The organism is Methylobacterium sp. WL19 (assembly GCF_008040005.1).
Lineage (GTDB): Bacteria > Pseudomonadota > Alphaproteobacteria > Rhizobiales > Beijerinckiaceae > Methylobacterium > Methylobacterium bullatum.
Window position 1 is genome coordinate 1 of record NZ_VRVC01000050.1, and the last position, 20,417, is coordinate 20,417.

16 protein-coding genes are annotated in these 20,417 nt (G+C 68.0%); 3 read left to right on the top strand and 13 right to left on the bottom strand.

Features of this window, described 5'->3' with window-relative positions:
- From FV220_RS11790 to FV220_RS11825, 8 genes are all read right to left on the bottom strand, one after another.
- On the bottom strand, positions 1–1,439 hold a 1,439-nt coding region (locus FV220_RS11790), incomplete at its 3' end, for an alpha/beta fold hydrolase (RefSeq protein WP_246689441.1).
- Positions 1,440–1,467: 28 nt separating this feature from the next.
- Positions 1,468–3,942, bottom strand: coding sequence for a glycoside hydrolase family 2 protein (locus FV220_RS11795; protein WP_147831556.1), 2,475 nt, complete (start codon positions 3,940–3,942; stop codon positions 1,468–1,470).
- Between the two features lie 11 nt (positions 3,943–3,953).
- A complete protein-coding gene (locus FV220_RS11800; RefSeq protein WP_147831558.1) occupies positions 3,954–4,919 on the bottom strand; it encodes a DUF1839 family protein in 966 nt (321 codons plus the stop codon).
- A gap of 3 nt (positions 4,920–4,922) precedes the next feature.
- Positions 4,923–5,858 (bottom strand): amino acid--[acyl-carrier-protein] ligase, encoded by a 936-nt coding sequence (locus FV220_RS11805; protein ID WP_147831586.1) that lies wholly within the window; start codon positions 5,856–5,858, stop codon positions 4,923–4,925.
- On the bottom strand, positions 5,858–7,021 hold the full coding sequence (locus FV220_RS11810) for an acyl-CoA dehydrogenase family protein (protein ID WP_147831560.1): 1,164 nt from the start codon (positions 7,019–7,021) through the stop codon (positions 5,858–5,860). Before FV220_RS11810 ends, FV220_RS11805 begins: the two co-directional genes overlap by 1 nt.
- The gene (locus FV220_RS11815; RefSeq protein WP_056139923.1) at positions 7,018–7,272 is read right to left on the bottom strand and encodes an acyl carrier protein; all 255 of its coding nucleotides are present in this window, start codon (positions 7,270–7,272) and stop codon (positions 7,018–7,020) included. Before FV220_RS11815 ends, FV220_RS11810 begins: the two co-directional genes overlap by 4 nt.
- A 223-nt stretch (positions 7,273–7,495) precedes the next feature.
- Positions 7,496–9,463: an ABC transporter ATP-binding protein/permease gene (locus FV220_RS11820; RefSeq protein ID WP_147831561.1), complete on the bottom strand. Its 1,968-nt coding sequence runs from the start codon at positions 9,461–9,463 to the stop codon at positions 7,496–7,498.
- A gap of 122 nt (positions 9,464–9,585) precedes the next feature.
- Positions 9,586–11,196, bottom strand: a complete 1,611-nt coding sequence (locus FV220_RS11825) for a LysM peptidoglycan-binding domain-containing protein (protein WP_147831563.1) — start codon at positions 11,194–11,196, stop codon at positions 9,586–9,588.
- A 215-nt stretch (positions 11,197–11,411) separates the two neighbouring features.
- On the opposite strand from FV220_RS11825, the gene FV220_RS11830 reads away from it, so the two are divergent.
- On the top strand, positions 11,412–12,008 hold the full coding sequence (locus FV220_RS11830; RefSeq protein ID WP_147831565.1) for a TIGR00730 family Rossman fold protein: 597 nt from the start codon (positions 11,412–11,414) through the stop codon (positions 12,006–12,008).
- 94 nt (positions 12,009–12,102) lie between these two features.
- Here the strand turns inward: FV220_RS11830 and FV220_RS11835 are convergent, their stop codons facing one another.
- Genes FV220_RS11835 through dctP form a run of 3 tightly spaced genes read right to left on the bottom strand, consistent with a single transcriptional unit; the run spans position 12,103 to position 15,112 of the window.
- Positions 12,103–13,455 carry a TRAP transporter large permease gene (locus tag FV220_RS11835; protein WP_018045347.1) on the bottom strand — a complete coding sequence of 451 codons (1,353 nt, stop codon included), beginning with the start codon at positions 13,453–13,455 and terminating at the stop codon, positions 12,103–12,105.
- Entirely contained in the window at positions 13,452–14,096 is a 645-nt protein-coding gene (locus FV220_RS11840) for a TRAP transporter small permease (protein WP_018045348.1), read from the bottom strand. The genes FV220_RS11835 and FV220_RS11840 overlap by 4 nt, the downstream gene beginning before the upstream one ends.
- Positions 14,093–15,112: a TRAP transporter substrate-binding protein DctP gene (gene dctP / locus FV220_RS11845; RefSeq protein ID WP_018045349.1), complete on the bottom strand. Its 1,020-nt coding sequence runs from the start codon at positions 15,110–15,112 to the stop codon at positions 14,093–14,095. The genes FV220_RS11840 and dctP overlap by 4 nt, the downstream gene beginning before the upstream one ends.
- Positions 15,113–15,275: 163 nt before the next feature.
- On the opposite strand from dctP, the gene FV220_RS11850 reads away from it, so the two are divergent.
- Together FV220_RS11850 and FV220_RS11855 are read left to right on the top strand one after the other, a co-directional pair.
- Positions 15,276–15,932, top strand: a complete 657-nt coding sequence (locus FV220_RS11850) for a GntR family transcriptional regulator (protein ID WP_056139904.1) — start codon at positions 15,276–15,278, stop codon at positions 15,930–15,932.
- Between the two features lie 127 nt (positions 15,933–16,059).
- Positions 16,060–17,736 (top strand): methyl-accepting chemotaxis protein, encoded by a 1,677-nt coding sequence (locus FV220_RS11855; RefSeq protein WP_147831567.1) that lies wholly within the window; start codon positions 16,060–16,062, stop codon positions 17,734–17,736.
- 72 nt (positions 17,737–17,808) lie between these two features.
- Here the strand turns inward: FV220_RS11855 and FV220_RS11860 are convergent, their stop codons facing one another.
- Both FV220_RS11860 and zwf read right to left on the bottom strand, forming a co-directional pair.
- Positions 17,809–18,483, bottom strand: a complete 675-nt coding sequence (locus tag FV220_RS11860; protein WP_056139898.1) for a GntR family transcriptional regulator — start codon at positions 18,481–18,483, stop codon at positions 17,809–17,811.
- A 145-nt stretch (positions 18,484–18,628) separates the two neighbouring features.
- Positions 18,629–20,107 (bottom strand): glucose-6-phosphate dehydrogenase, encoded by a 1,479-nt coding sequence (gene zwf / locus FV220_RS11865; RefSeq protein ID WP_147831569.1) that lies wholly within the window; start codon positions 20,105–20,107, stop codon positions 18,629–18,631.
- Between the last annotated feature and the right edge of the window lie 310 nt (positions 20,108–20,417).

Sequence of the window (20,417 nt, forward strand, 5' to 3'; positions counted from 1 at the left end):
GGGCGGGGCCGGAGCAGGAGGGCGAGCCGCTTACCCACCCGCCCGATGGCGGCCCGGGTGATCGCCCGCGCGATGGCGCCGACGCGGATTTCGCCGCGCGCGAGGCGTCGCCATGCGGCTCCCTGCTTCAGCAGGCCGGCATAGGTCGAGGCGTTCCGGAACACGTTGCGGATAACGCTGTCCACGTCGTCCGCCGGGTTCCAGTCGAAGCAATAGGGGTTGACCAGCACCGCGCCCTTCAGCCTCTCCTCGCGGCAGACGGCCCGGAAGGCGAGATAGGCCCCGCTGCAGGCGCCCACGATGACGATCGGGCCAGATCGAACGGTCTCAAGACGGTCGAGGGCGGCGCGGACATCGTCGAGCGCGTCGAGGCTGTAGAGGGGAGACGCACCGCCCGGCCGGTTCGGACTGTCGCCGATGCCGCGCAGGTCCATGCGCAGGGACGGAAAGCCCTGGCCGGCGAGACGTCGCGCGAGCGTGGTCGTCTGCCGCCCCCAGCCGGAATGCACGTTGGTGCCCGCATTGACGAAGAGCACCATCGGCCGCGCCGCTTCCACGTCGCGCGGATGGCAGAGGATGCCGAACAGAGACGGGCCGAACCGCGAGGGCTCCTCCCACCAGCCGTCCCCCCGGATCGGATCGGCCGGGAGCGGCGGGAGCGCGGCGGCCGGGACGGGACGGGGCTGCGCCCCTTCGGCGACGGAAGCGATCACCGCCGAGAAGACCTCGTCCGGCGTCTCGGCATAGAGCGGGTTGGCGACGAGGGCGGCGAGGCCGGGAAAGGGCCGCGTCGTCACCCGCGCCCCCAGCGCTGCGTAACGGGGGCCGAGCCCGCCGGCCTCAGCCCCGACGAGCAGGATGTCGGGAGCCGGCGCCCGCTCGGCCTTGGTGAGGTCGATGACGGAAAGTTCGGCGGCGAGAGCGGGACCGAGATGGAATCCGCCCACGGTGAGGCAGCCCTCCTCCTGCGGCAGTGGCGATCCGTCCGGCAGGCGCCCGATGGTGCGCGACTGCATCTTCATTTCGCGCAAATAAGCGCGCCCGGTCGCGAAGGGCGCCAGCAGGACGAGCCGGTCGACGTGATCCCCCTCCGCCGCCAGGGCCGCGAGCGTGCCGCCGAGGCGAAGCCCGACGAGGACGATCTCCTCCACCCCCGCCTCGTCGCGGAGATGGCGGACCGCCCGGCGGATCGCCCGCACCCGGCCCTCGACGCTGTCGGCATCCGCGTCGGAGGAATCGCCCGTTCCGGGATAGTCGAAGCTCAGGGTGGCGCAGCCGGTGGCGGCGATCCCCTCGGCGAGCGCCCGCCAGGGGCGATGCGCCGAAAGCTGCTCGTAGCCGTGGGTGGCGCACAGGACGACACCCCGGCGCGAGATCCCTGGGCCGAACCAGCCGAACAGACCGTCGAAGGCGACGGGGCTCAGCGGCAGGGGCGACACAGCGGCATCGCTCCCGACAGGGACTGTCTCAAACGCCATCCCGACCGAACCTCACGACCTCGATGCCATTGATGGCGCTGATGCGTCCCGCCGGCTCGGGCGCTGTCTCCGAAGTGCCGAGAAGCGGCACGAGACGGCTCGCCCCCGGCGCGAGGGAGAAACCATTGTCCAACGGCCGTCCGAGCGTGGTCTCGATCTGGATGTCGAGGGCATGCAGTCCGGTGGCGATCTGGAGCGCCCAGCCGGATCGATCGGCGATGAGCGCGGCGCTGAGACCCAGATCACGCGGTTCGGAATCCCGCCCCTGCGGGTAGTGAAACGCCTCGGCGATCACCGCACCGGTGCTCGCTTCGGTGAGGCTCGCATGGCCGAGCACATGGGCCGGCGGCCCGAACCGGTAGGCGTGGGTGGCGTCGAAGAAGCGCCCCAGCAGTTCCGCCGAGGACCATGAGGCGGAGCCGCGCGGGCCGACCTCGATCACCCGCTCGGCCCCGACGACCACCCGGCCGCCCGCATCGGTGAAGGCGAGGCGGAGGGTCGCATCGAGCCGCTGCGCCGTCTCGTTGTGGACATGGAGATGGAGTCCGTTCAAGCCTTCGTCGGACAGGGTGACCTGGACCGGCCTGAACGCGCGCTTGAGGGCGTACCAGGCGGGTTTCGGACGCCCGAGGCAGTCGACGAGGCCCCATCCCGCCCCCGGCGCGAGATCGCGAAAAAACCAGACCAGTCCGCCGGCATTGGGCGAGCGCACCCGGCGCCATTCTGCGAACACCGCCTCCATGCACGCGCCGCTCGCCGCGCGGCCGAGCGCGAGGTAGCGCTCGGGATCCTCCCGGCGGAGCCGGTCGGGATCGGCACTGAACAGCGTCGCCACATAATGGTCGCGCACGCCCTCGAAATCCCAATCCGCCCCCCGGTCGCGGGGGATGCCCGCTGCCCATCGTGACGAGGCCGGATCGGTGAGGCCGCATTCGGCGAGGGTCGTGGCGGCCGGCACGTTGGCGAAGGCGAGGCATTCGGAGGCGAATCCGACCTCGGCCCGGCGGGCATCCTCGAACGGACGGCGATAGGCGCCGACGCCATAATAATGCGTCACCCCGGCGGAGGTGGAGAAGGGTAGATCGCCGCCCGAGGGGGAGTTGAGCACCACGACGAGGTCGGGCCTGGTCCTGGCCACCAGATCGGGAAGCGCCTCCGTGACGAAGCTGCCGGCCCAGACCGTGCGCGGGAAACCGAGCATCGCCGCCTGCTGCCAGACCTCGCTTCCGCCCGACAGCACGCAGAGCGAGGGCGAGGTCTGCGTGCGGTCGAGGAACTGTGTGATCTCCTCGACGAGGATTTCGCGGAAGGCGGGATCGTCGGTGGGATAGTCGAAATTGGCGAGCATCAGATCCTGCCAGACCAGGATGCCGAGTTCATCGCAGAGATCATGGAAAGCTGAAGCTTCGTAGAGCGTGATTCCGGGGACGCGCAGCATGTTCATACCGGCCTCCCGCGCCAGATCGAGAAGGGGCCGATAACTGTCGCGATCGCCGGGGAGGCCGACGAGGTCGGGCGGCGTCCAGCAGGCGCCGCGGCAGTAGACCGGCACGCCATTGATCGCGAGGCTCAACCCCTCCTCGAACGGGCGGGTCAGGGCGATGGTGCGGAAGCCGACGCGGCCGAGATCGATGCGCCTGCCCGCGACCGAAACGTCAACCGCGTGAAGCCTCGGCTCGCCATGGGTGTGGGGCCACCACGGGGCGATGTCCGGCAACAGGAGTTCGCCCTCGAACCCTCCGGGGGCGACCTGACGAAGGGCGACCTCGCGGCCGTCGCAGATCAGGAACGCCGGTCCCTCGGCTACGCCGTCGAGTTCGATCCGCACGGTGAGGCGTCCCGTCCCGCCATCGAGGGCCGTGCGCAGATCGACGGACGCGATATCCACATCGTCCCCGCGAAGAACTTTGTGCGTCACCGGCCGATAGGGGCCGACGCTGTCGATGGACGGGCACCAGCCCGGCATGAAGCCGAGCAGGCTGGTGCGGACATGGCGCAGCGAGCCCGGCGTCGCCAGGAGCGGTCGCCAGCGGCCACGCTTGTGCGGGCGCGCCAACTCGGCCGAAAGCGAGCGGAAGCAGAGGGCGATGTCGGTCTCGCCCGAGAGATCCGCCTCGACCTCCCGGGCCAGGAACATCGAGCGACCGGTACTGGCGAGCACCCCGTCGATCCAGATCTCACTGAGTGTCGCCAGCCCCTCGAAGCGCAGTCGCTCGCGGCCGGTGCCGGAGAGAGTGGCTCGATACCAGACATCGGACTCGTGGAGCGGCGTCGGCGCCGCCTCGGACCAGAGCCCGTCCTCGCGCAAGGAGGCCGCCGCCGTGCTGGGAACGCGGGCCGCGATCCATCCCTCGCCCGGCAGGTCGCGGGGTGTCGCGCAGGCGTTCGACGGCGTCACCACCAGGTGCCAAGGTCCCTCGACGTTAAGGGCCGGTACGCCGTCGACGGCGAGGATACGCGCCACCGCGATGCCTCTCAGGACAGCGCGCGGTCGAGGGCGGCGAAGACCGCATCGTAGGTGCCGGCCAGCCCGTCGAGGCGTTGGCAGAGACCCGCGGCGTTGCGCCGGCCGAAGGCGCGCGCTAGCTGGAACTGGAAGGCCTTGGCTTCCGCCGCGAGCTTTTGCGCCAGTTCCGAGCCGGAAGACATGTCGGCAACGCCATGGCTGTCGAGCCATGCGAGATGGCTGCCGAGAAGCTCGAAATTGGCTCCGAGTTGGCGGGTCGTGTTGAAGGCGTAGCCGTGGAAGACGCTGAGCGGGTTCTGCACCAGCACCTCCACCCGTTCCGCCAGGGCATCCCGGAAAGCGAGGATCGGATTGGCGCGTGGCGCGAAGCGCCGGTGATGGCGCAGCAGGTCGAGGGCGGCACGGGGCAGGTCGTCCGGCGTGAGCGGCGGGCCGACCGGCTTCACGAATTCGGCATAGGGGAAAAGGATTCCGGCGGCGAAGATGCCGTCGTAATCGCCCCCCTGGAGACGGAAGCGGCCGGCATTGTGGAGGTAGTCGAGCCGGCGCTCGCCCGCCTCGAGGCCGAGGATCCCGATCGTGGTCTTGCCATGCTCGCGACCATAGGTAGTGCCGACTGTGTCGGGCAGGTGGATCGCGTCCACTTCCACGAGGACCGGGCATCCGCGCGCGACCTGCACGCCGGCATGCGCCTCCAGGCTCTCGAAGATCGCGAGTTCCTGGATCGACAATCCGTAGAGCCGTTCGATGTCGCCGGGCGGAGGCTTGAAGAAGGTGAACTGGTCGCCTTCGAAATCCTGCCGCAGGGTGAAGCCGAGCATGGCTTCCGGCACGAGGCCCCGGCCGTGCAGCAGCTCGATCCAGAGATCGACGTAGCAGTTCGTCTCCGGCCAGATCCGGTCGGAGCCATGAAGGGCATGGGAGGCGGATGGCGACGGGTCCGAAGCCTCTTCGCGGAGGGCGGTGGCGGACACCTTCTAGCCCCAGAGCCGGTCGCGCACGACGTCCGGCCACGCCTCGATGTCGAGGCCGTGATGGCGGAGCAGCGCCAGGGTGATCCGCTCCAACCCGAACCCGACGCAGGCGGTGTGCGCCACCTCGCCATCGGCCTGCCGGATATCCCAGATCGTGCCGAAATGGTCCTGGTGGTAATTGAAACTGAGGCAGGCGGTGGGCTTCTCCTCGCTATTGACGGGCACGTTCAGTTCGAATTTCAGCCCCTGGGCGCGCTGGTTGTTGGCGAGCATGCGCCCGGCGCGGCCGAAGAACGGATCGTTGGCCGGGTCCACCGCGATCGGCAGGCCGAGTTCGCGCATCATCGCGGTGCCGCGCTCCAGCCAGAGCTCGCGGAAGGCGAGAACCTGATCGGGACTGCCCATGCGCACGTATTCGCGCATGCGGAACATCTGCATCCGCGTCGGCTCCAGCGAGGGCTCGTGGCGGAAGCAGTAGGATTGCAGGTCGAACAGCAGCCCGCCTTCGGGCAGCGCCCCGCGCGCCGCGGCCACCGGGTAGAGCGGGTAGCAGGCGGCGGGCGTCAGCACGATCTCGCTGGCGGCCTGGCCGCCGGTCCAGTCGGTGCCGGCCTCGATACAGGCCAGCAGCCGAGCGTGATCGGCGTCGTTTCCGCAGAAGCAGTGGATGGTGCCGGCGAGGTTGGGAAACCCCTTGAGGTAACCGCTGCGCTCGAAGGCCGGCCGGCTCATGCCGGGGGGGAAGCGGAGGGATTCGGCCCCGTCGCCGGCGCCGAGCCGGGTGGCGATCCGGTCCACGGCCTCGACCACGCTCTCGAACTCGCCGCTGCGCCCATAGAGCCCGTCGACGCCGGTGCGAACGAGGAGGCCCTGGTCGAAGAGCCGGTCCAGCAGGGAGCGCGGCCCGGACACGGGATCGCGGGCGGGAAGCTGGTCCATCATGCGCTCAGGAGCTGGCCCCCGCCCTTCTGCACGAGCAGGAGGTTTGCGGTGTTGGCGAGGATGCGGTCGTTGTTGATCATCAGCGGCGCCGACAGCACGTCGCGGAGTTGCCGGCCGAGGCTGAACGGAGTGCCGTTCTTGTAGCCGGAGAGCCCGACGATCCCCAGCGCGCGCTGGACGATGTCGACCGCCTTGTCGGAGATCGTCGTCTTGACGTTGTTGAGCATGACGGCGAACCCGATGGAGCCGAGTTCGTCGGCGTCGCCCTGCGCCGCCTCGTAGCGCTTGAGGGCGGCGATCACCGTCGCCTTCATGGCCTGGAGTTCGTTGGCGGCTTCTGCCAGACGCAGGGCGCCGGGCGGAACCTGGCCCGGCCGACGCCGGGCTTCGCCCTGGACATAGGCCCTGGCCCTGTCGAGGGCATGGCTGGCGATGCCGAACCAGACGCTGCTCCAGAGCAGGTGCGACCAGGCGAGCATGGACTGCGCCGCGATCTCGGCGAAGGGCTTGGGCAGGATCTGCGCCACCGGCACGTCGCGGGCTTCCAGCTTGAACCCGTCGCTGCAGGTGCCGCGCATGCCCAGCGTATCCCAGGTGCTCGTGCGCTCCAGGGACATCTGTCCCTTCATCAAGGCCACGAGGACCTGATCCGACGAGGACGCCTCCGGATGACGGCGACCGGTGGCGAGGATCACGTCGGCATGGGCACCGTAGGAGATGACGGTGGCGTCCTTAGCGAAATGGAACACGTCGCCCGCCGTCTCGACCGCGCAGAGGCTGTTGCGCAGGTCGCCGCCGATGCCCCCCTCGGTGGTGGCCGAGGCGAAGAGGAGCTGATCGCGCGCCACCCTTTCCATCAGGGTGCAATGCCACTCGCTGTCGAGGCCGTGCGAGACGAGGCTCGCGACCTTGATCTGGTGCATGGCGAAGACCATCGCCGCAGCGGAACAGGCCTGGGACAGGGTGAAGCAGACCTCGGCGATCTGCGACAGGCTCGCGCTCTCGCCGCCGAACTGCATGGGGATCTGCATCCCGATCAGGCGCTCCGCCTTGAGAGCCGTCACCGCCTCGGCGGGAAAGCGGGCCTGACGGTCGACGTCGTCGGCATGGAGGGCAGCGACAGAAGCGACCCGCTTGGCGCGGATGGCGATGTCGGTCATGCGGCTGCCGAAACGGTCAGCTTGCTCACCGTCTCGACGATGATGCGGATGGTGGAGAAGGAGCGCCGGTTGAGGAGGTTATCGGGGAACTCGATGTTGTAGCGTTCTTCGAGCGCGAGCATCAGCTGGACCGAACCGAACGAGTCCAGGCCTCTGTCGAACAGGTTGTCGTCTTCTCCGAGACTGTCGACCACCTCGGTCAGGGCCGCGACGCTCTTGAGCGTGTCGCGGATATCTTCGGGAAGCACCATGTTGCCGCGCCTTTTACGTAATATTTCTCGTAAAATATCGCGGTGCCCATGCCGGTCAAGACCATTCGGCTCAGGTAGTTAATGAGCGGCACAAGCCGGCATGAAATACTGGTCAATAGAGTTTCTTACCGCGCCCCCTCCTGAACAGTCATCGCATCGTGGATACGACCATCCATGATCGCGCATGGCCATGTCCCCTTGCCGATGCCCTCTTGCCGATGCCCTATTCGGCGGGCATCGGCTCCGGAACGACAGGCCTCATCGGTTGAGGATTGGCCTGCACATCGGAGAGTGACACTTCCTCGTCGGCCCGCCGCTCCTCCGCCCTCTTGAGAATCTCGCGGGCCTCGTCGGCCTCGCGCTGACGGCTCCACAGGGAGGCATAGACACCGCCGAGATCGAGCAGGCTCTGATGGTCGCCGCGCTCGACGATCACGCCCCGGTCGAGGACGATGATCTCGTCCGCATTGACCACCGTCGACAGGCGGTGGGCGATGACGAGGGTGGTGCGGCCACGGCTCACCTTGTCGAGCGCGTCCTGGATCTCGCGCTCGGTAAAGGAATCGAGGGCCGAGGTCGCCTCGTCGAGGACCAAGATCGGCGGCCCCTTAAGAATAGTGCGGGCGATGGCGACGCGCTGTTTCTCGCCGCCCGACAGCTTCAGCCCGCGCTCGCCCACCGGCGTGTCGTAGCCCTCCGGCAGGGAAGAGACGAAGCGGTCGATCTGGGCGAGACGAGCGGCCTCGCGGACCGCCTCGTCGCTCGCGTCCCATTGGCCGTAGCGGATGTTGTAACCGATCGTGTCGTTGAACAGGACGGTGTCCTGCGGGACCATGCCGATGGCGGCCCGAAGGCTGCCCTGTTCGACCCCGGCGATGTCCTGCCCGTCGATGAGGATGCGGCCGGATTGCGGCTCGTAGAACCGGAACAGAAGCCGCGACAGGGTCGATTTGCCGGCCCCCGACGGGCCAACGATGGCGATGGTCCGCCCGGCCGGCACTTCGAAGCTGACGCCGCGCAGGATCGGCCGTGCCGGGTCGTAGGCGAAGCGGACATCTTCGAACCGGACCACGCCGTCCGACACGGCGAGGGGTTTCGCGCCCGGCCTGTCGGCGATCTCGGGGTTGCGATGCAGGATCTGGAACATGTCGTCGATGTCGATGAGCGCCTGTTTGATCTCCCGGTAGATCATGCCCATGAAGTTGAGCGGCATGGAGAGCTGCACCAGCATCGTGTTGACGAGGACGAACCCGCCGAGCGTCGTGCGGCCGACCATGATGTCCCGCGCGGCGAGCCACATCACCACCGTCATGCCGATGGTGAAGATCAGGGCCTGGCCGGCATTGAGCACGGCGAGCGAGACGTAGGTCTGGGTCGAGGCCTTCTCGTATTTGGCCATGGAGCCGTCGTAGCGCTCGGCCTCGCGCAGTTCGGCGCCGAAATACTTCACCGTCTCGAAATTCAGCAGTGAATCGACGGCCTTGGTGTTGGCATCGGTATCCGAGTTGTTCATCCGCCGGCGGATCTCGATCCGCCATTGCGTCGCCTTCCAGGTGAAGGCGAGGTAGGCCGACACCATGACGAAGACGACGAACGAATAGAGCCAGTCGAATTCGTAGGCGAGGACGCCGATGACGAGGAGGAACTCGACGATGGTGGGGACCAGCGTCAGCACCATCAGGCGAGAGAGTTCCTCGATGCCGCCGCGCCCGCGCTCCAGCACGCGGGTGAGGCCGCCGGTCTTGCGCTCCAGGTGGAAGCGCAGGGAGAGCCGGTGCATGTGCTCGAAGGTCTGGAGCGCGAGGCGGCGCACCGCATGCATCGCCACCTTGGCGAAGAGCCCGTCGCGCACCTGGGTGAGCACGGCCATGATCACCCGCGACAGGCCGTAGAGCCCGATCATCAGCATCGGTGCCGCGAACAGGCCCGTGGGGAGCGTCGCGCCGAGACCGTCCTTGTCCCCCACCGCCGCCACGAGGGCGTCGGTCGCCCATTTGAAGGTGAAGGGCGTCAGCATCGTCACGAACTTGGCGACGAGGAGGAGGCCGAAGGCGAGGAAGACGCGCCGCTGCAGGTCCGGCCGGGTATGGGGCCAGAGATAGGGCCACAGGCGCCGATAGGTGGCGAACAGGCCGGGGCGCTCGGGCGGCGTCGTGCCGCCGCCCGCCGCGGAGGTGGGATCGGTGCTCATTCAGGCAAACTCGGGCAGCGGGACCGGGAGCGGTCGAATTCAGCTCCCGATATAGTCCCTCGAACCGTTCCAGACAGTCGCCCGGCGGCGCAGGGCCGGGATGCAGGATGCGCGGTCGCGGCTCAGCTGCGTCGCTTGTCCTGCGGCAGCGTGGAGGCACTCTCGGACGGGACGACGAAGATCTGGCCGGGATAGATCAGGTCGGGGTTGCGGATCTGCGGCTGGTTGGCATCGAAGATCACCGTGTATCGGGTCCCCTTGCCGTAGACCCGCCGGCTGATCTCCCAGAGGCTGTCGCCGCGGGTGATCCGGGCGGTGTTGATCTCCGGTACGAACACGCTTTGAGGCGCGGACGAGGGCTGGATCGCCAGGGCCGACACCGCTCTCGCGCCGGCTTCGTCCGTCGTCGGGCTCGGCTGCGACCGGCCCATCGTCATGGCAGAGGCCGGCGCGCTCGGCGAGGCGTCCTGGGGTGCCCCCTGGATCGGGCGACCGAGGGACGAGGCAAGAACCGGCGAGGATTTGGCATGCGGCCTCGCCGCCGGCGCGGCGCTCGGCGAAGGCTTGGCCGCGAGAGTCGGCGGCGCCGCGTTCGGCGGCGCGTCCTGTAGCGGACCGACCACGGGCTTTGCCGCATGCGGCATGGAGAAGGCGACTTCGGACCGGTTCTTCACCTTGCCCGAGACGGGATCCACCTGATCGATACGGATCCGGTAATCGCCGGGGGCGACCCCGCGCCCGATCGTGAACGAGACCCGCCCGTCGGCGCCGACGCTGCCGGGCGCGATCTGGGCGTCGTTGATGTAGAGGCGGACGGTGGCACCGGCCGGCGCCTGCCCGGTGACGAAGAGGCGTCCGCCCTCCTCCGCATCGACACTGACGACCTTCACCGGCACGGCATCCGGCTTCGGCGCGCCGGACGAGTCGGGACCGGCCGCTTCAGGCTTGGCGGCAACCGCGCCATTCGCTTGAGCTGGATCGCCCGGGGCCCTGGCCGTGCTGCCGGACTTGTCCGCACCGGCGCCCTTCGGACCGCCGCCGGCCACCTTGGCCGAGGCCGCATCCACCGGACGATCCGGCTGCGACAGGACGACGGTGGGTTTGTCGGGGGACGTCAGGGCGATGAGGGGCTTGGTGGTACGGTCGGCGGAGACCACCACCATGACGGTCTCCCGCGCCTGCCGACCCTGGCCGTCGGCCCCGATCGAACTCAGGGTGATCTCGCTGCTACCGGCGGGGAGCGCAGGCGGGACGATGGCAAACTGGCCGGACGGGTCGATGAGCGCACGGGCAATCGGGTGGTTGTCGCGCAGCATCTCGACGGTGGTGTTGGGGGTTCCGCGACCGGCGATCACGGTCTCGCCCGTCGGCTCGACGCGGATGATGTCGAAGGTCGGAGCCTGCGCCTGATCCTGCGCGGCCGGCGGGGTGCCCGTCTGCCCGGTGGCGCCCCTGCCCCCCGCCGACGACTTTCCCGGCGTCGTCGAAGCCCCCTCATCGCGGCGCGCCGGAGGCGTCACCGGCGAGCCGGGAGCGGCGGGCGATTCCGCCGCCCGCGATTCGGGCGTGCTGGTCTCCTTCGTCCGAGGCGACGTCGCCGCGGCGACGGGCTGCTTGTCGCCCTGCGCGAGCTTGAACATCTCGCCGGTGCCGAACAGCACGACGACCAGGGCGAATCCGGCCAGCAGGCCACCGCCCGCGAGAATCAGGCCTCGCCGCCACTGCGCCGTCATGGCACCCCCGCTCTTCAAATCCCTCGACTTTGCGGCAGATAACATCGTCGGGTTTCGACTCTGGCTGTCGACAAAACGTCGATTGATGGCGACATACTAGCCGACATGATCTCAACACCAAATCGCGCTTCCCCCCGAAAGGCGGGATCATTCACGAAATCAGCAGTTTGGCCCCTGGATGGCGCCTCCCTGCCCCTCATCGGGGGAGGCTCGGCATGGCCCCGGTGAAAAACGTCTGCGTCTATTGCGGCTCGGGCTTCGGGGGCGACCCGGCCTTCGCCGAGGCCGCGGCGGCGCTTGGCCGCTCCCTGGCGGAAGCCGGGCTCGGCCTCGTCTATGGCGGCGGCAATGTGGGGCTGATGGGCACGGTGGCTCAGGCGGTGCTCGATGCCGGCGGCCATGTCACCGGCATCATCCCCGACTTCCTGAAATCGCGCGAGCGGATGCTGGACGCCATCCAGGAGACCATCGTCGTCGGCGACATGCATACCCGCAAGCGGCTGATGTTCGAGCGGTCCGACGCCTTCGTGGCCTTGCCCGGTGGCATCGGGACCCTGGAAGAACTCGTGGAGCAGCTCACCTGGGCGCAGCTCGGCCAGCACAAGAAGCCGATCCTGCTTCTCTCGATCGCCGATTTCTGGACGCCGCTGCTGACCCTCCTCGACCACATGCGCGACCAGGGCTTCATCCGCGAGGGGCTGGAGCTGAACTACCTCGTGGCCAAGGACGCCGCCGAGGTCATCGGCCTGCTGCAGAGCCAATCAGCGGAGACGTCGCCGGAGGCAGAGGCTTTCGTGGCCGAGCGGTTCTGACCGCACGCCGGTTTCGCCGCCTCACCTCTTGGCGTACGGCACGGCCTCCTTCCCCTGGGATGGGCAGGAGAAGGGGGCCGTGTGGTTGTCTCCGTCACCGCGTCGAGGGCAGGAGCCAGTTCGGCAGCCACATGGCGATGCCGGGGACGAGGCAGAGGATCAGGATCGCCACGGCCATCAGGATCACGAAGGGCAGCGTGCCCCAGATGATGTCCTTCAGCGGGATGTCGGGGGCGATGTTCTTGATGACGAAGATGTTGAGGCCCACCGGCGGGTGGATCAGCCCCATCTCCATCGTGATGGTCATCACCACGCCGAACCAGACGAGGTCGAACCCGGCGGCCTTCAACGGCGGCAGAATGATCGGCGCGGTCATCAGGATGATCGAGACCGGCGGCAGGAAGAAGCCGAGCAGGATCACGAGGCCGAGGATCGTCACCAGCAGCACCCACTTGGACAGCTGCATCGCCACGATGGCGGCCGCCGCCGATTGGGAGATGTGCAGGTAGCTCATCACGTAGGCGTAGAGCAGCGACATGCCGATGATGAGCATCAGCATGGTGGATTCCCGCAGGGTCGCCGCGAGGATCGGGGTCACGTCTTTCGGGCGCCAGACGCCGTAGATGACCGCGATGAGGCCGAGGGCCAGGAGGCCGCCGAGGCCGGCCGTCTCCGAGGGCGTGGCGTAGCCGCCATAGAGTGCCACCATCACGCCGGTGAGCAGGATCACGAAGGGCAGCACGCGCGGCAGCGTCGAGAAGCGCTGGCGCATGCTGTAGGTGTCCTCGGCCAGGATCGCCGAGGCGGTGCCGTGGCGCTCGTAGGCGTCCTTCGCGGCGGCGTATTCCGAGCGGAAGCGGTAGACCGACCAAGCGGCGAACAGACCGACCAGCAGCAGGCCCGGCCCGATGCCGGCGAGGAACAGGCGGCCCAGCGACTGCTCGGCGGCGACCGCGTAAAGGATCATGGTGATGGAGGGGGGCAGCAGGATGCCGAGGGTTCCGCCCGCCGCGATGATGCCTGCGGCAAAGCCCGGCGAGTAGCCGCGCTTCCTCATCTCCGGAATGCCCGCCGAGCCGATGGCCGAGCAGGTGGCGGGCGAAGACCCCGCCATGGCGGCGAACAGCGCGCAGGCGAAGACGTTGGCGATGCCGAGGCCGCCCGGGATCTTGTGCATCCAGGCATGCATGGCCGAGTAGAGATCCTGCCCCGCCTTGGACCGGCCGATGGCCGCGCCCTTCAGGATGAAGAGCGGGATCGATAGCAGGGTGATGGAGGCCATTTCCTCGTAGACGTTCTGCGCCACCGTATCGAGGGAGGCGCCGGGCATGAAGAAGAACATGAAGGCCAGGGCGACGAAGCCCAGGGCGAAGGCGATGGGGATACCGGCGAGCATCGCGCTGAGCGTCGCGCCCGCATAGAGGAAGCCGATGGCCGCGACGCTCATGGGTGGTTGCCCGTCTTCAGAGGAGTCTTGTTGAGATCGGCACCGAGGCCGACCTTCGGGTTGGCCCAGCCCGCCGCGCGCGGGCCGTAGGTGAGCGCCTCGACGATCTGCAGCAGGAATTGCAGGCCGAGGAAGCTCATGCCGATCGCCATGAGCGCGTAGGGAATCCACAGGGGTGGCCCCCAGGAGGATTGCGAGACCTGCCCGTCGACCCAGGCCTCGTGCAGCAGCGTCCAGCTCTTCCAGGCGAAGAAGGTGACGAACACGATGCTGATGATGTCGGCCATCAGCAGGCGGGCCCGGTTCACGCGGGGCGAGAGCAGGCCGCTCAGGGCCTCGATCGCCACATGGCCGCGCTTGGCCTGCACGGCGGCGGCGGAGAAGAAGGTGGCCCCCACGATGAGGAACACCGCCATCTCGTCCTGCCAATCGGTGGGCTCGTGCAAAGCATAGCGCACGACCACGCTGTAGCTGAGCACGAGGCAGGCGCAGACCAGGGCGATGCCGCCGAGCAGCATGATCACCCGGTTAATGGCCTTCATCCCCCTGTCGAGATGCCCGAGAATCCCGGGGATCCGGGGCTCGGGCGCGGCCGCGGCGGTCTCTGAAGCGGCCGAGGCCGCGTCGAAGGCGTGGCTCACGACACCTGCTCCGCCAGCTTGAGGAGCTCGGCGCAGCTGGCCGACTTGCCCGCGAAGTCCTTCCAGGCAGTCTCACGGGCGATGTCGCGCCACTGGCCCAGCGTCTTCTCGTCGAGGTTCTGGACCTTGGCTCCGGCCTTGGTGAAGATCTCCTCGACCTTTGTGTCGTCCGCCTTGGCGCCGGCCTGGCCGAAGGGTTCGAGTTCGGCGCCGATCGCCATGATGAGATCCTGCTGGTCCTTGGGCAGGCGCTCGAAGGCGATCTTCGACATCATGATCGGCTCGAGCATGAACCAGTAGGAGCGCTCGCGGCCGGACGTCAGGGACTTCGACAATTCCTCCAGGCGGAACGAGATCAGGCTGGTGGACGAGGTGATCACCGCATCGCAGGCGCCGGTCTGCATGGCGGCGTAGGATTCGCTCGACGGGATCGACAGGGTGGCAGCACCCGCCTGCTTCATCATCAGGTCCATCTCGCGCGAGCCGCCACGGACCTTGAGGCCCTTGGCGTCCGCCGGCGCATAGAGGGGACGCTCGCGGCTGGCGACGCCGCCCGATTGCCAGACCCAGGAGACGAGGAGGATGCCCTTCGAATCGAGGATCTCGGTGATCTTCCGGCCGACCGGCGCCGCCTTCCAGGCGACGGCCTGCTCGTAGGAACTCACGAGCGCCGGCATCAGGCCGATATTCATCTCCGCCACCTCGCCGCCCGCATAGGGCGAGGGGTAGAGGCTCATATCGAGGGCGCCCTTGCGCATGGCGCCGAACTGGGCGTTCGTCTTCATCAGCGACGAGCCGGGATAGACCTGCACCTCCAGCGCGCCTTTCGAGCGCTCGGCCAGGAGAGCGGCGAACTTGCGGCACATGCGGTCGCGGAAGTCGCCCTCGTCGATGGTGCCGCCGGGGAACTGGTGCGAGATTTTCAGGGTCGTCGCCGCCTTGGCCTTCAGCCCCATCGACAGGATAGCGGGGGCGGCGAGGCCGGATGCGACGAGGGCGCGGCGTGTCAACGTCATGGCGTCTCTCCCGGGCGGACCTTTGTGGTCTCGCTGTTTTGCGGCGCAACATTTATACTGCAATGCGCATTCGATATACCAACGAACTATGTCTTGTATATTTTGTCAACGACATTGAATAATGGATCGCAACGAATTTCATGACCTATAGGACGGGAACGCCATGACCCGATCGCTCAGCCTCAGGCAGACGATCGAGACGGAGATCGTGGATGGTCGGCTGGCCATCGGCTCCCGCCTCGACGAGACCGAGCTGGCCGAGCGCTTCGGCGTCTCGCGCACGCCGATCCGCGAGGCGTTGCTGCAGCTGGCGATGACCGGCCTCGTGGAGATCAAGCCGCGCCGGGGCGCCATCGTCAGCGCGCCCGATCCAGAACTGCTCGTCGCGATGTTCGAGACGATGGCCGAGATCGAGGCCTCGTGCGGCCGGCTCGCCGCCCGCCGGCTGATCGCGGCCGACGAGACCGCCTTGAAACAGGCGCTCGCCGCCTGCGCGGCGGCGGCGGCCGACGAGGACCCCGAGACCTACTACCAGGAGAATTACGTCTTCCACACGGTGATCTACCGCGCCTGCCGCAACGACTTCCTGTGCGAGCAGGCGCGGCTTCTCCACCGGCGCCTGACCCCGTTCCGGCGGATGCAGCTGAGAGCGCGTCACCGGCTGGGGCAATCCCTCGCCGAACACGAGGCCATCGTCGCCGCCATCGTCGCCGGCGACGAGATCGCGGCGTCGGACCGGCTGCGCGCCCATGTCATCGTCCAAGGGGACAGGTTCTCCGATCTCGTCGCCAACCTGCGCTCGATCAGCGACGCGGCGTGAAACCGGCCGGCCGACAAGAGTGGACTATCGCCGGCAAGCTTTCGGGCGGAGACCAAACTTTCGTTAGGAATTAGCCATCATGGTCACGGCGATTTTGCATAAATTCGCTCGTTCCCCGGATCGTTTCATGCGCCTCTCCATCAAGACGACGCTCATCGGCCTGTTCACCGCGCTCGCCATCATTACCACGGTGCAGGGCGTGGTTGCTCTGCGGAAGCTCGACGCCATCGGTGGCCGGATCGAGTTGCTGGCCTCGAATGCGCTACCTTCGGTCGATGCGGCCCATGCCCTGAATGCGCTGGTGATGCGCACCCGCCTCTGGCAGTTCCGCTACCTGATGGCGGAGGACGAGGCCGAGCGTGCCCTGAGCGTCAAGAATGCCGGCGAGATGATCCAGAGCGTCGAGAAGAACAGGAACGCCTATCGTCTCCTCATCGGTTCGCCCGAGGAGCAGGCGCTGTTCGATGAGTTCGGTGCGAAGTGGCAGATCATGCTCGACGGCTGGAATGGCCTGAGCAAGATCGATCCCTCCCAGCGCGCGGTGATCACCGAGCGTTTTCGTGGTCCGATGAACGCCGAGTACCTCGCCGCGACTGCGGCCGGACGCAGGCTCGTCGAATTCAACGGCCGGGCCGGAGCGGCAGCCAGCGCGGCCGCGCGCGAGGAACAGGCGCAGGCGGTCTTCACCACGCAGATCATGCTGGTCGCGGCCGTCGTCATGGCGCTGGCCGCCATGGCCTTCGCGTTCTTCGGGGTGTCGCGTCCCATCGAGCGGGTGACGGCCGCCATGCGCCGTCTGGCCTCCGGCGATACCGAGGTCACCATCCCCGGCACCGGACGGCGGGACGAGATCGGCGCCATGGCCGCGACCCTCGACACCTTCCGGGACAACCTGGTCCGTACCCGTGCCCTGGAGAGTGAGGCCGCCCTGGCCCGTGCCGGGGCGGAAGCCCAGCGCAGGTCCGCCGCCCTGGCCTTGGCCGACGGTTTCGAGAATGCGGTCGGCGATATCCTGACCCGGGTCTCGGCGGCGGCGACGCAGTTGCGTTCGACCTCCCAAGGCATGTCCGGCACCGCCACGGAGACGGCGCACCAATCCGTCGCCGTAGCGGCGGCGGCCGAACAGGCGGGCACCAACGTCACCATGGTGGCGGCAGCGGCGGAGGAACTCGGTTCGTCCGTCATGGAGATCGGCCGTCAGGTGGATGGCTCCACCAGCCTGGCGCACCAGGCGGTGGAGGACGCGACGCGGACGGGCGCGCAGATGAGGGATCTGAGCGACGCCGCGGCGAAGATCGGCGACGTCGTCGCGATGATCGCCACCATCGCTGGCCAGACCAACCTCCTCGCCCTCAACGCCACCATCGAGGCGGCCCGTGCCGGCGAGGCGGGCCGGGGCTTTGCCGTCGTGGCGGCCGAGGTGAAGGAACTCGCCAACCAGACCGCGCGGGCCACCGACGAGATCGGCAGCCAGATCGGCCGGATCCAGGGCTCCACCGGCCAAGCCGTCACGGCGATCGAAACGATCACCGCCCGCATCCGCGAGATCAGTTCCGTCGCCACGTCGATCGCGGCGGCAGTGGAGGAGCAGGGGGCGGCGACCCAGGAGATCGTGCGCAACATCAACCAGGCCGCCGAGGGCACTGGGGAGGTGACGACCAACATCGCGGGCGTGGCGGGCGCCGCCGAGGAGACGGGCGCCGCAGCCTCTCAGGTGCTGGCCTCCGCCTCCGAACTCTCCCGGGAATCGGAGCATCTCAACGCGGAAGTGGGGCGCTTCCTGGCCACGATCCGCGCGGCCTGAGACGGCCCTGCCCGTCGACGTCCCGCACCCGATCGGCGTCCTGAGGCCGGGTCCCGTCGTCGGGTCGGCCCTTCAGGTCCCCGCGCCGAAATTCTCGGCGATGACCGGGGTCTTGGAGCGGATATGGTCGCGCATGAGCGTCGCCAGCGCAGGACCGTTCCGGGCGTGGAGGAGTTCGATCATCCGTTCGTGCTCGGAGACGGCACGGCTCCATTGCTCGGCGGTCTGGTGAACGGCATAGCGCGAGCGCTGGATGCGGCCCGACAGGCTGGCGTAGATGCTGCCCAGCACAGAATTGCGGCTCGCGGCCATGATCGCTTCGTGGATCGTGCGATTGAGCCGGAAATACGTGGCCTCCTCGCCGTCCTTCCAGGCCTTCACCATGGCGTGGTGATCCCGCTCGATCTCGGCGACCTCCTCGTCGCCGATGGTGCGGCAGGCGAGATCGGCCGCGGTCGCCTCGAGGCCGGCGATGACCTCGATCATTTCCTCGATCTCGACCTGGGACAGGCTGGCCACCCGCGCCCCGCGGTTGGGCAGCAGTTCGAGCAGCCCTTCCGTGGCGAGGATCTTGATCGCCTCGCGCAGGGGCGTGCGCGAGATGCCGAACCGCTCGGTGAGCTCGCTCTCGTTCACCCGCGCCCGTGGCTCGAGTTCCCCCGACTGGATGAGATCCCGCATCCGGTCCACGACTTCGTCGTGGAGGTAGCGGCGATTGATCCCGACCGCCGAGTCCAGCTTTTCCATGGGGGCGTAGGTCTTGTCGTTGGAGGGTGGATACTCTCCCGAGGTTTAGGCGCCGGGCATCGGCCTGTCGAGGGAGAGCCCGATTAGTTGTTTTTATTCCGGTCTTACAAATAACTTAGCACCTGAGACGACGCCCCCCCGCCGATCAGTGCATTTCCTCGTGCCAGGTCCGTCCGTCCCGCTCGATCAGGGCGATGGCGGCGGTTGGGCCCCAGCTTCCGGCCGGATAGGCGCGGGGCGGCTCGGGCCGGTCCGCCCAGGCCTTCAGCAGCGAATCGGCCCAGGCCCAGGCCACCTCCACCTCGTCGCGGCGCATGAACAGGGTGGCGTTGCCGCGCACCACATCCATCAGCAAGCGCTCGTAGGCATCGGGATAGCGCTGCTTGAACGTCTCCTCGAAGGAGATGTCGAGGTTGGTCGGCCGCAGGCGCATGCCGCCCGGTCCCGGGTCCTTGGTCATCACTTCGAGCTTGATCCCCTCCTCCGGCTGAAGCCGGATGACGAGGCGATTGGGCTCGCGCCCGAAGGACTCGGCCGGGAAGATCGAGAAGGGAGAGGCGCGGAACTGCACCACGATCTCGGAGAGCTTCTGGGGCAGGCGCTTGCCGGTGCGGATGTAGAAGGGCACCCCGGCCCAGCGCCAGGACTGAACTTCGAGCTTGAGGGCGACGAAGGTCTCCGTGCGGCTCTCCGTCTCGCCGCCGAGATCGGCGCGGTAGCCCTGAACCGGTTTGCCGTCCACTGCGCCGGCCGCGTACTGGCCGCGCACGGTGACGGCCTGGACGTCGTGGGGCGTGATCGGCTTCAGCGCACGCAGCACCTTCAGCTTCTCGTCCCGCACCGAATTGGCGTCGAGGGTGAGCGGGCTCTCCATCGCCATCAGGCAGAGAAGCTGGAGCAGGTGATTCTGCACCATGTCGCGGAGCGCCCCCGACGTGTCGTAGTAACCGGCACGGCCCTCGACCCCCACCGTCTCGCCCACCGTGATCTGGACGTGGTCGATCACGTCCGCCGTCCACAGGCGCTCGAAAATGGTGTTGGCAAAGCGCAGGGCGAGCAGGTTCTGCACCGTCTCCTTGCCGAGGTAATGGTCGATGCGGAAGATCTGCTCCTCGGGGAAGACCTCGCCGACCGCGTCGTTGATGGCGCGGGCCGATTTCAGATCTTTGCCGATGGGCTTTTCCAGCACCACCCGCGACTTGTCACCGATGAGCCCATGGGCCGAAAGGTTGCGGCAGATCGAGCCGTAGAGATCCGGCGAGGTGGCGAGATAATAGGGCCGCACCTGGTCCGGCCGTTCGGCGAGCTTGGCGGCGAGATCCTCCCAGCCGTCGTCGCCGGCCCCGTCCACCGCCACGTAGTCGAGATGGTCTAGGAAGGCGGCAAGCTTGTCCTCGTCGAGGTCGCGGGCCGGGACGAAGCGCTTGAGCGCGTCACGCGCCCGCTCGCGGAACGCCTCGACGCTCATCTCCGAGCGGGACGCGCCGATGATGCGGCTGGTGCCGGGAATCTGCCCGTCCTTGTAACGGTAATACAGGGCCGGCAGCAGCTTGCGGGTGGTCAGATCGCCGGTGGCGCCGAACACGACGCAATCGAAGGAGGCGACGGGGATGATGGTGGCCAAAGGGCTACTCCCGGGTTTGTCAGCGCCGGTTGAAACGGGCCGATCTTGGGCCCAGCGGCCCCGGCAATCCGGCCCCGCGATCGTGGCGATGCCATACCCTGCAAGCAAGAGCGCCGCCAGCAGGGCTGCCGGGTAATTGCATCACTCGCCTGGCGCCCGCCTCCTGCTCGGAAGCGCCCTCCGCCGGGTCGGCCGAAGCCGGGAACCGAGCATTACCCGGGACGGCGCGAGATGCCCAGTGAGTCTACGCACACGGGAATCATGGACGGGAACGAACCAGTCCTGCGACGACATTTTCAGTCGAAAACCG